12 protein-coding genes are annotated in these 9077 nt (G+C 36.5%); 8 read left to right on the top strand and 4 right to left on the bottom strand.

Annotated elements, in window-relative coordinates:
• Positions 1-27: 27 nt before the first annotated feature.
• The 8 genes from rpmF to pyrE all read left to right on the top strand — a co-directional run bounded on the left by rpmF (position 28) and on the right by pyrE (position 5987).
• On the top strand, positions 28-219 hold the full coding sequence (gene rpmF, locus Q0L29_RS05415; RefSeq protein WP_013455314.1) for a 50S ribosomal protein L32: 192 nt from the start codon (positions 28-30) through the stop codon (positions 217-219).
• 231 nt (positions 220-450) lie between these two features.
• Complete coding sequence (locus tag Q0L29_RS05410) at positions 451-1449, top strand: beta-ketoacyl-ACP synthase III (protein ID WP_296619740.1); 999 nt, start codon at positions 451-453, stop codon at positions 1447-1449.
• A gap of 26 nt (positions 1450-1475) precedes the next feature.
• Positions 1476-2042: an elongation factor P gene (gene efp, locus Q0L29_RS05405; protein ID WP_296619738.1), complete on the top strand. Its 567-nt coding sequence runs from the start codon at positions 1476-1478 to the stop codon at positions 2040-2042.
• A 44-nt stretch (positions 2043-2086) separates the two neighbouring features.
• Entirely contained in the window at positions 2087-2563 is a 477-nt protein-coding gene (accB, locus tag Q0L29_RS05400) for an acetyl-CoA carboxylase biotin carboxyl carrier protein (protein ID WP_296619736.1), read from the top strand.
• A gap of 46 nt (positions 2564-2609) precedes the next feature.
• Positions 2610-3965: an acetyl-CoA carboxylase biotin carboxylase subunit gene (accC, locus tag Q0L29_RS05395; protein ID WP_296619734.1), complete on the top strand. Its 1356-nt coding sequence runs from the start codon at positions 2610-2612 to the stop codon at positions 3963-3965.
• A gap of 20 nt (positions 3966-3985) precedes the next feature.
• A complete protein-coding gene (locus Q0L29_RS05390) occupies positions 3986-4669 on the top strand; it encodes a hypothetical protein (RefSeq protein WP_296619732.1) in 684 nt (227 codons plus the stop codon).
• Positions 4659-5144: a RidA family protein gene (locus Q0L29_RS05385; protein ID WP_296619731.1), complete on the top strand. Its 486-nt coding sequence runs from the start codon at positions 4659-4661 to the stop codon at positions 5142-5144. Before Q0L29_RS05390 ends, Q0L29_RS05385 begins: the two co-directional genes overlap by 11 nt.
• Positions 5145-5333: 189 nt before the next feature.
• Complete coding sequence (pyrE, locus tag Q0L29_RS05380) at positions 5334-5987, top strand: orotate phosphoribosyltransferase (protein ID WP_296619729.1); 654 nt, start codon at positions 5334-5336, stop codon at positions 5985-5987.
• Positions 5988-6126: 139 nt separating this feature from the next.
• On the opposite strand, the gene Q0L29_RS05375 is transcribed toward pyrE, so the two are convergent.
• The 4 genes from Q0L29_RS05375 to Q0L29_RS05360 form a co-directional block, all read right to left on the bottom strand.
• On the bottom strand, positions 6127-7026 hold the full coding sequence (locus Q0L29_RS05375; protein WP_296619727.1) for a DMT family transporter: 900 nt from the start codon (positions 7024-7026) through the stop codon (positions 6127-6129).
• Positions 7023-7448 (bottom strand): hypothetical protein, encoded by a 426-nt coding sequence (locus tag Q0L29_RS05370; protein ID WP_296619725.1) that lies wholly within the window; start codon positions 7446-7448, stop codon positions 7023-7025. The genes Q0L29_RS05375 and Q0L29_RS05370 overlap by 4 nt, the downstream gene beginning before the upstream one ends.
• A gap of 135 nt (positions 7449-7583) precedes the next feature.
• Positions 7584-8513, bottom strand: a complete 930-nt coding sequence (locus tag Q0L29_RS05365) for a carbon-nitrogen hydrolase family protein (RefSeq protein ID WP_296619724.1) — start codon at positions 8511-8513, stop codon at positions 7584-7586.
• A 31-nt stretch (positions 8514-8544) separates the two neighbouring features.
• The coding region (locus Q0L29_RS05360; protein ID WP_296619722.1) for a hypothetical protein at positions 8545-9077 on the bottom strand (533 nt) is incomplete at its 5' end.

Below are 9077 nucleotides of genomic sequence, written 5' to 3'. Positions count from 1 at the left end.
GAAATAAGAATTAAAATTTAGAATAAAATGGCGCATCCTAAGAGAAAAATATCCAGAACCAGAAGAGATAAAAGAAGGACTCACAAAAAAGGAACGGCAAAATTATTGGCGATTTGTCCTACTACAGGCGAGGCGCATTTGCCACATAGAGCTTTCTGGCATGAAGGTAAACTTTACTACAAAGGAAATGTAGTAATGGAAAAAGAAGTATTGGCTTAATCAAGTCTATTGAAAATGTTAAAGCTTTGCTCTCAAGCAAAGCTTTTTTTATTGGCTAAGGTTTTTGAGAATAATTTATTTTTAGCATTCTATCATGTTTAAGTTTGATTATTCTAAAATATTGAACTATTGATTAATTATTTACCGATGCATTTCTTCATATTTTGTCGGGCTTCAAATCAATATTATATATATTAGCAGCTGAATAGCCAAAGAAACTACAATCAAAACATGACTAAAATAACTGCAGCTATTACCGGAGTTCAAGGGTGGGTGCCTGATTATGTGTTGACCAACAAAGAGTTGGAAACCATGGTAGATACCAATGATGAATGGATTACTTCCCGCACCGGAATAAAAGAAAGAAGAATTCTTAAAGGTGAAAATCAAGGAACTTCAGTAATAGGAACACAAGCTGTTAAAGGTTTGCTGGAAAAAACTGGTAACAAAGCAGAGGATATTGATCTTTTGATTTGTGCCACTACCACCCCAGATATGCTTTTCCCCGCTACGGCCAATGTTATCAGTAATAATGTTGGTGCTAAGAATGCTTTTAGCTACGATATACAAGCTGCATGCTCTGGTTTTATTTTCGCCTTATCCACTGCCTCTCAGTTTATAGAAACTGGGAAATATAAGAAAGTAGTGGTAGTAGGAGCGGATAAAATGTCTTCTATAATTGATTATGAAGATAGACAAACTTGCATTATCTTCGGAGATGGTGGAGGAGCCGTTTTGCTTGAGCCTGATACAGAGGGTTTCGGAATTAAAGATTCAATTCTACATACAGATGGTTCTGGTGAGCAGTTTTTACACATGAAAGCAGGAGGAAGCCGAAAACCAGCTTCGCAAGAAACCTTGATTGCTAAAGAACATTACGTTTATCAAGAAGGTAGTCAGGTTTTTAAATTTGCTGTAACCAATATGGCGCAGGTAGCGGCTGATATAATGGCTAAAAATAATTTAACTTCTGAAGATGTAGCATGGTTGGTGCCGCATCAGGCAAATAAAAGAATTATAGATGCCACGGCTAATAGAATGGGAGTTAATTCTGATAAGGTGATGTTGAATATCCACAAATTTGGGAATACGACCAGTGGTACAATTCCGTTGTGTTTATGGGAGTATGAGAGTCAAATGAAAAAAGGAGATAATATAATATTGGCTGCCTTTGGAGGTGGTTTTACTTGGGGTTCCGTTTATATAAAATGGGCTTACGATTCTAAATAATTTTATTAAATTAATACTTATAATATATGGCAGATACTTCTGATTTTAAAAATGGTCTTTGCATAGAGTATAACCACGATTTGTTCACTATAGTTGAATTTCAACATGTGAAGCCAGGTAAAGGGCCCGCGTTCGTAAGAACTAAATTGAAAAGTCTTACCACAGGAAAAGTATTAGATAATACTTTCACTTCTGGGCATAAAGTTACCACCGCAAGAATAGAAAGAAGGTCACATCAGTTTTTGTATAAAGATGACATTGGAATGCATTTTATGGATACAGAAAATTTTGAACAAATTTCTATTCCAGACGAAGTAATAGATAATGTAGATTTGTACAAAGAAGGGCAGGAAGTAGATATTTTAATCCATGCTGAAACAGAAAAGCCTTTAAGTTGCGAATTGCCACCATTTGTGGAAATGAAAGTAATTTATACAGAACCAGGCATTAAAGGCGATACCGCCACTAATGCAACCAAACCTGCAACGGTAGAAACAGGAGCGGAGATTAAAGTGCCCTTATTCATTGACCAGGATGAATTAATTAAAGTAGATACTAGAACCCGTTCCTACGCGGAAAGAGTAAAAAAATAAATTATAATATAAACAATTTTTGATTTTTAACTAAACCAATAGCTATGAAAGCGAAAGAGATTCAAGACCTAATTGATTTTATTTCTAAGTCCGGATTGGATGAAGTAAATATAGAAACTGAAGAATTTAAAATTAAAGTTAAAAAGAACACTGAAGCAAAAGTTGTTCAAGCGGCAGCTCCTGCTCCGCAACCTGCAGCAGCTCCTGCTCCCTCAGCAGCACCTGCCTCTGCACCAAGTTCAGGCGGAGAAGAAAAACCAGCTGCTTCTGATGATGATAAATATGTAGCTATCAAATCTCCAATGATTGGAACATTCTACAGAACACCAAACCCTGACACCCCTGCCTTTGTAAATGTAGGAGATTCAGTTAAAGCTGGTGATACTGTTTGTATTGTGGAAGCAATGAAATTATTCAATGAAATTGAGTCAGATATTTCTGGTAAAATTGTGAAAATATTGGTGGATAATGCAACACCTGTTGAATACGACCAACCATTATTTTTAGTGGATCCTTCTTGATAATCCATCAAGAATTGTTTAAATGTTTCATTAAAAGAAAAAAATCGTGTTTAAAAAGATATTAATAGCCAATAGAGGTGAAATTGCTTTGCGAATTATAAGAACTTGCAAAGAAATGGGAATCAGTACTGTGGCGGTTTATTCTACGGCTGACAAAGACAGTTTGCATGTTCGTTTTGCTGATGAAGCTGTTTGCATAGGGCCAGCTGCCAGTAAAGATTCATATCTAAATATCCCTAATATTATTTCAGCAGCTGAAATTACTAATGCAGATGCCATTCATCCGGGTTATGGATTTTTATCCGAAAATGCTGAGTTTTCTAAAATTTGTGGTGAATATGGAATAAAATTCATTGGTGCTGATCCTGAAATGATTAGCAAGATGGGGGATAAAGCGACTGCAAAAGCAACCATGAAAGCAGCAGGAGTTCCTACCATTCCTGGATCTGAGGGTTTATTGGAATCCATAGAAGAAGGTAAGAAAATTGCCAAAGAGATGGGGTATCCTGTCATACTGAAAGCTACTGCCGGTGGTGGAGGTAAAGGGATGCGGATTGTGAATAAGGAAGATGAATTCAAGAAAGCATGGGATTCGGCTCGTCAAGAGTCTGGTGCTTCTTTTGGGAATGACGCACTTTATTTAGAGAAATTTGTTGAAGAGCCTCGTCATGTTGAAATTCAGGTAGTAGGAGATAAAAATGGGAGAGCATGTCACCTTTCTGAAAGAGATTGCTCTATTCAAAGAAGACATCAGAAGCTAATTGAGGAAACACCTTGCCCCGTAATGACAGACGAATTGCGTGATGCAATGGGGAAAGCAGCAATTAAAGGTGCGGAAGCGGTAGGTTATGAAGGAGCCGGAACTATAGAATTCCTTTTGGATAAGCATAATAATTTCTATTTCATGGAAATGAATACGCGTATCCAGGTAGAGCATCCTATTACTGAAGAAGTTACTAATTTTGATTTAATAAAAGAACAAATCAAGGTAGCTGCTGGTGTGACTATTTCAGGAGAAAACTACTTCCCACAACTTTTTGCAATGGAATGTAGAATTAATGCGGAGGATCCTGCAAATGGTTTTAGACCTAGTCCGGGTAAAATCACCAATCTACATTTGCCAGGTGGCCATGGAGTAAGGATTGATAGTCATGTTTATGCAGGTTATACAATTCCTCCATTCTACGATTCAATGATTGCTAAATTGATTGTTTCAGGACAGTCAAGAGAAGAAGTGATGGTAAGAATGAAAAGAGCTTTGAGCGAATTTGTAATTGAAGGCGTGAAAACTACTATTCCATTTCATATTGAAATGATGGATAATGAAATTTTCAAATCTGGTAATTTCACTACTAAGTTTTTGGATGATTATGATTTCACTAAATTGAAAAGTGGAAAATAATTAACCTAAATTCCATACATATGAGAAAGCAAGCTGGAATATTAACTTTATTAAGTTTCCTGCTTGCTTTTTCTGTTTCAGGGCAAGATTCTACCTTTACAAAATTTGCAGGAATCAGTTTCGGAAGCAGTATTCCCAAAACAGATTTAGAACCCTCTTATAAAAAACCTGGAGCTCAAGCTTCAGCTTTTATGCAGTTTACACCAAATCGATGGTTAAATATTGGGTTTTGGTTTAGTGTAGGAGAGGTTCAAGCTGAAAATAGGGAAGTTCGATTTTTTGATCAAAGTGAGTTTCAAATTAATGATTTTGCCAGAACAAATTATCAAGCTTTACATGTTGAACCAAGCTTTCATATAGTAAATAAGCCTAATTATTCTATTTACCTTGCTCAAGGCTTTGGGTTCATGCGCTTTGCAGTGTATGATAGAGACAATAAGAATTTAGCCGATCAGCTAAATAGCCGCTCTCAAGGAGAAGATTACTCAAATCTAACGGTTCTAATTCCTACAACTCTCAATGCCTATTATTTTCTACCCAATGATTTTGGTTTTCACCTAAGAACAGGATTTCTAAATCCTCAAACTGATTATTTGGATAATATTTCTGACTTCGGAAATCCAGATAATAATGATAATTTATTTATTCTTCAGTTATCCATTATAAAACGTTTCACCCTTAAAAACTCTGATGATGAAAAATAGCATAGGTTTGATTTTAGCAGCTTTAATATTCTTTTCATGTCAAAATAATAATTCAAAACAGGAACTTAAAAGAATTGATCGACCTGAATCTAGCATTTTGAAGGGTGTTTTTGTGCCTAAAGGGAAAGACATCTTTTACACCTCGGGCTTAGTAAGCGAGGTTTTGAATCCCGATGCTCCTTCGGGGGATATGTCAAAATATGGCGATACTTACCAGCAAAGTATTGGTACTTTAAAAAGAATAAAAGAAACTATTGAAGCAGAAGGCTATAACATGAAAGATGTATTCTTTCTGAGAGTTTATTTGGCGCCAAATGAATCCGGAGAAATTGACTGGGATGCATGGTTTAAAGCTTATGGTGAATTTTTCAATAATGAAGAGAATCCTAATAAAGTAGCTCGGTCTACTATTGGCGTTTATAAATTGGCACGTCCTGAATTATTGGTTGAGGTTGAGGCAGTAGCTGCCAAATAGATTATTGCAATTTAGCTTGATTGCTTTTTGAAAAGCTCATCTATTCTTGTCTTTCAAGACATTATAAATTGAAGTTAAACTCATTTTGTGATGTATTTCAATATGTCACTATTTCTTATTTTCTCTTTTATTTCAGCCTTGTGAATAAAAGCGTTAAATTTGTACGGAATTTAAATCAAATACTCTTTCATGATTACCATCGCCAAACCAGAAATTGCTCGTGCCATTTCCTTAGAATTATTAGATGTTGGAGCAATTCAAATAAGACCTGCAAAACCTTTTACTTGGGCTTCCGGCTGGAAATCTCCCATTTATTGTGATAATCGTTTAGCTCTTTCTTTTCCTGAAACTCGCAGTATTATTAAACATTACTTATCCGATGTAATACGGTCACAATTTCCTGAAGCAGAAGCTATTGCAGGTGTTGCCACGGCTGGAATTCCTCAAGGCGTTTTGGTGGCGGAATCATTGGATTTGCCTTTTATGTATGTTCGTTCTAAACCAAAGGGACACGGGATGGAGAATCTAGTAGAGGGTAAATTAGAAAAAGGACAAAAAATTGTATTGGTAGAAGATTTAGTTTCTACTGGTGGAAGCTCAATTAAAGCAGCAGAAGCATTGCAATCAGCAGGAGCAGAAGTACTGGGCATGGCGGCTATTTTTACATATGGATTTGATGTGGCTATAGAAAATTTCAATAAGGCTAAGATTAAATTGGTTTGCTTAAGTGATTATAAACATTTGCTTGAAGAAGCTTTAGCCAAAAAATTAATAAAAAATGATGAGTTAGCAACTTTAAAGGAATGGAGAGATAATCCTTCTGAGTGGAGCTCAGCACTCTAGCCCAAAGCCCCTAGCCCCAAAGGGGGGACTGGTTTTACGGATTAATATCAGTGGAAACAATAAACCATTTCACTTTTTATTTTCATTCTATATTATATACAAATTATTTATTATAATTTTTCAAATTAAAAAGCGAATCTTATTCTGTGCGTTTCCCCCCTTTGGGGGGTAGGGGGCGATTAGCAACCACTATAGCAAAAAGTATTGTAGCAACACCAACCCATTGCAGACATGTAACCTCTTCTGCTAGAAGCCAGCTTGAAAAGAATACCGCTACGGGTAACTCGGCAGAACTTAGAATACTGCTAAGTCCAACGCCTGTTTGTGGAATTCCATATGCATAGAAGAGAGGCGGAATAACGGTTCCGAATAAAGCAAATATTAAGCCCCAAGACCATAAACCAGCTGATAAGCTTCCATTCCATAAGAATTCGGGAGGGAAAATCACAAAGATGAAAAGACAAGCTCCTGTAATCATCATGGCACTTTTTTGAACTGGAATTAATGCATTGCCGACTCTACCATTTGCCCAGATAAATACGGCATAGAAAAAACCTGCTAAAAATCCGTAGCCTATTCCTTCCAGGCTGAAGGGTATATTATCCAAACTGTAAACATTGCCTGCCAAATATGTACCAAAGAGAATGAAAATAACAGAAATCCACTGCATTCGAGTAGGGAATTTACGGTGGATGACGATCTCAAGTAACATGCTGATCCAGGTGAATTGCATTAATAAAAGTATGCCTATAGAAGCAGGTAATTCCTGGATTGATTTATAATAAAATAAACTCACTAAGCCAGTGCTAATTCCTGTGAGCAATACTTTCCAGCTGTTTTTCCAGGTAAAATTGAATTTGATATTTTGAAATAGGGCTCTTCCAGCTAAAATTAGCCATAGGATAACCGCGCCAAAAAACACTTGCGCTCCAGTCACTTCAGCCAAAGTGAAGCCTTCCGAATATGATATTTTAACTAAAGTGGTTAATATACCAAAACTACATGCACCTAAAAATACCAATATGGCTCCTTTTATCATTCTCTTATTTTTTCGGATTGCAAAAATGAGGAATTTCCTGGAATATGACGTATGAAAGTTGAAATTTTAAAATCTTTGGTCAGACGATAGTCCGTAGACAGGAACTCATCCCCAAGCTGAGGGTTGGAACTGTCTGGTCGGTAAAGACATTGAATTTTTACCGGAGATAGTGCCACATTGGAGATAATGTCAGGCATAAGAAAAGGACTCTTTCGATTTGATGCTTTTAGCAATAATTGAAATGGTAGATGGGCAGTGGTTTCGGTCTGACGGATATCAACATCATGAATTATGCCTACCCCAAAATATTGCCGTGATAGGATTTCATCTTGGAAGCATCCCTGATTTCCGTCTGACCGATAATCCAGGATAGTGCCATTTGCAATTAAATCCGGCCGATAGATGGAAAGGCAAGCTTTCATGAGTAGCGATTAGACGGTTCTAACCGTCAAACCGCACTGCAGATATCCTCCTAGTTGGAGCACGCGTTTCGCATGTGTCCGTCTAGTCTAACTGTCCCAGACTAGTCTAAGCGTCTCGCTTAGACTTCCTGACAATTACATATCCATCCCCATATCCGGCTGCCCTTTTGCCTCATACCCAAAAACATCATTTCTGGCATAATGTCCTATCACATCAAAATCCATTTTAGCTTTAATGATTTCATCATGATCAATTTCTGCAGTGAGTAAGCCCTCTTCATTATATAAAGGACCTGCCAAAACTTTCCCTAAAGGCGAAATAATAACACTTCCCCCTCTGGATAATATTTCAGGACGGTCTTCTGCCAATTCCTTTTGTAAATGTTCTGGGTAGTCACTTTTGCAGATAAATTGATTCGAACCTATCACATAGCATCTGCCTTCACATGCAATATGAATCAAACTGCTATTCCAGCTATCACGTGAATCTGCAGTAGGTGCCATATAAATTTCTACTCCTTTTTGATACATCGACATCCGGGCTAAAGGCATATAGTTTTCCCAGCAAATTAAACCGCCTAATTTTCCAATTTCAGTATCAAATGTGGATAAGGTAGTACCATCACCCTCTCCCCAAACCAGTCTTTCGGCCGCAGTAGGTTTTAATTTTCGGTGTTTCCCCATCAATTTTCCTTTTGGGGAAAAATAAAGGAGGGTACAATATAAAGTTTTGCTAATGGAATCTCTTTCCGTAATGCCAATGGTGATATACATTTCGTATTCTTGAGCCCACTTTGCAATCTGCTGGGTTTCTTTAGCACCTACCTCAACACTATTCTCCCAATATTCTCTGAATTGTTCTCTTCCTGCTTCAGTTCTACTGCCGACCACAGTTCCAAAGCCTAAACCAGCTGGATAAGCCGGTATAAAGCTCTCAGGAAATACCAATAATTTAACTTTTTCTTTAGCTGCCTTTTGAATCCAATTTAATACAATATCCATGGTTTTGGATTTGTTGAATAGTGCTGGGGTGGCTTGTACGCAACCGACTTTAAATTTTTTCATTTTTGATTAGTTTCGAAATCTCAATTTATGCTTATTCGAAACTAATTCTATGAATTTCAAAAGAATTTTCTATTAAATCTTCATACAAAGGATGTGAGGTTTGAAGGTAAAGCTGGTTTTGGCTTGTAAACCAAGAATAAATTCCATAAGTATTGGCAGGTAATTCTATTTCTTTTAAACAATTCATTTCAGCATCAAATAGTTGTATAATTTGTGATTTTTCTAGAAAGCCGTTTTTGCCATTTTCTGGGTCAACTCCACTCCATATAATTCTAATAAATTTATCACTGTCTAATTTGATTATCTGATTATAATAGGTGCTCTTTATTGCATGTTTTTGCCAATTATTTAAATCTTGATTAGAGTAAAAATCATCTTTATTACTTTTTAGAATGTTTTCTGTCTTATTATTGACTAGGTTAATCTTTATTGTTTTGGGAGAATAAACTTGATTGGCCAATATATGACCATCTCCTAAACTGGAAAAAGTGGTATAATTTAGAAATCCAAATTCATCAACATATTCATATTGTTCAGTATGAGTACTGTCTCTTATACACATCT

Origin of the sequence: Marivirga sp. (assembly GCF_024636815.1) — a bacterium.
Lineage (GTDB): Bacteria > Bacteroidota > Bacteroidia > Cytophagales > Cyclobacteriaceae > Marivirga.
This window is presented reverse-complemented; position numbering and strand designations above follow the sequence as displayed.

Coding starts and splice junctions, on each gene's coding strand:
- Q0L29_RS05410 (WP_296619740.1), top strand. CDS start 451: ATGACTAAAATAACTGCAGCTATTACCGGAGTTCAAGGGTGGGTGCCT.
- Q0L29_RS05375 (WP_296619727.1), bottom strand. CDS start 7,026: ATGATAAAAGGAGCCATATTGGTATTTTTAGGTGCATGTAGTTTTGGT.
- pyrE (WP_296619729.1), top strand. CDS start 5,334: ATGATTACCATCGCCAAACCAGAAATTGCTCGTGCCATTTCCTTAGAA.
- efp (WP_296619738.1), top strand. CDS start 1,476: ATGGCAGATACTTCTGATTTTAAAAATGGTCTTTGCATAGAGTATAAC.
- Q0L29_RS05365 (WP_296619724.1), bottom strand. CDS start 8,513: ATGAAAAAATTTAAAGTCGGTTGCGTACAAGCCACCCCAGCACTATTC.
- rpmF (WP_013455314.1), top strand. CDS start 28: ATGGCGCATCCTAAGAGAAAAATATCCAGAACCAGAAGAGATAAAAGA.
- Q0L29_RS05390 (WP_296619732.1), top strand. CDS start 3,986: ATGAGAAAGCAAGCTGGAATATTAACTTTATTAAGTTTCCTGCTTGCT.
- Q0L29_RS05385 (WP_296619731.1), top strand. CDS start 4,659: ATGAAAAATAGCATAGGTTTGATTTTAGCAGCTTTAATATTCTTTTCA.
- accB (WP_296619736.1), top strand. CDS start 2,087: ATGAAAGCGAAAGAGATTCAAGACCTAATTGATTTTATTTCTAAGTCC.
- Q0L29_RS05370 (WP_296619725.1), bottom strand. CDS start 7,448: ATGAAAGCTTGCCTTTCCATCTATCGGCCGGATTTAATTGCAAATGGC.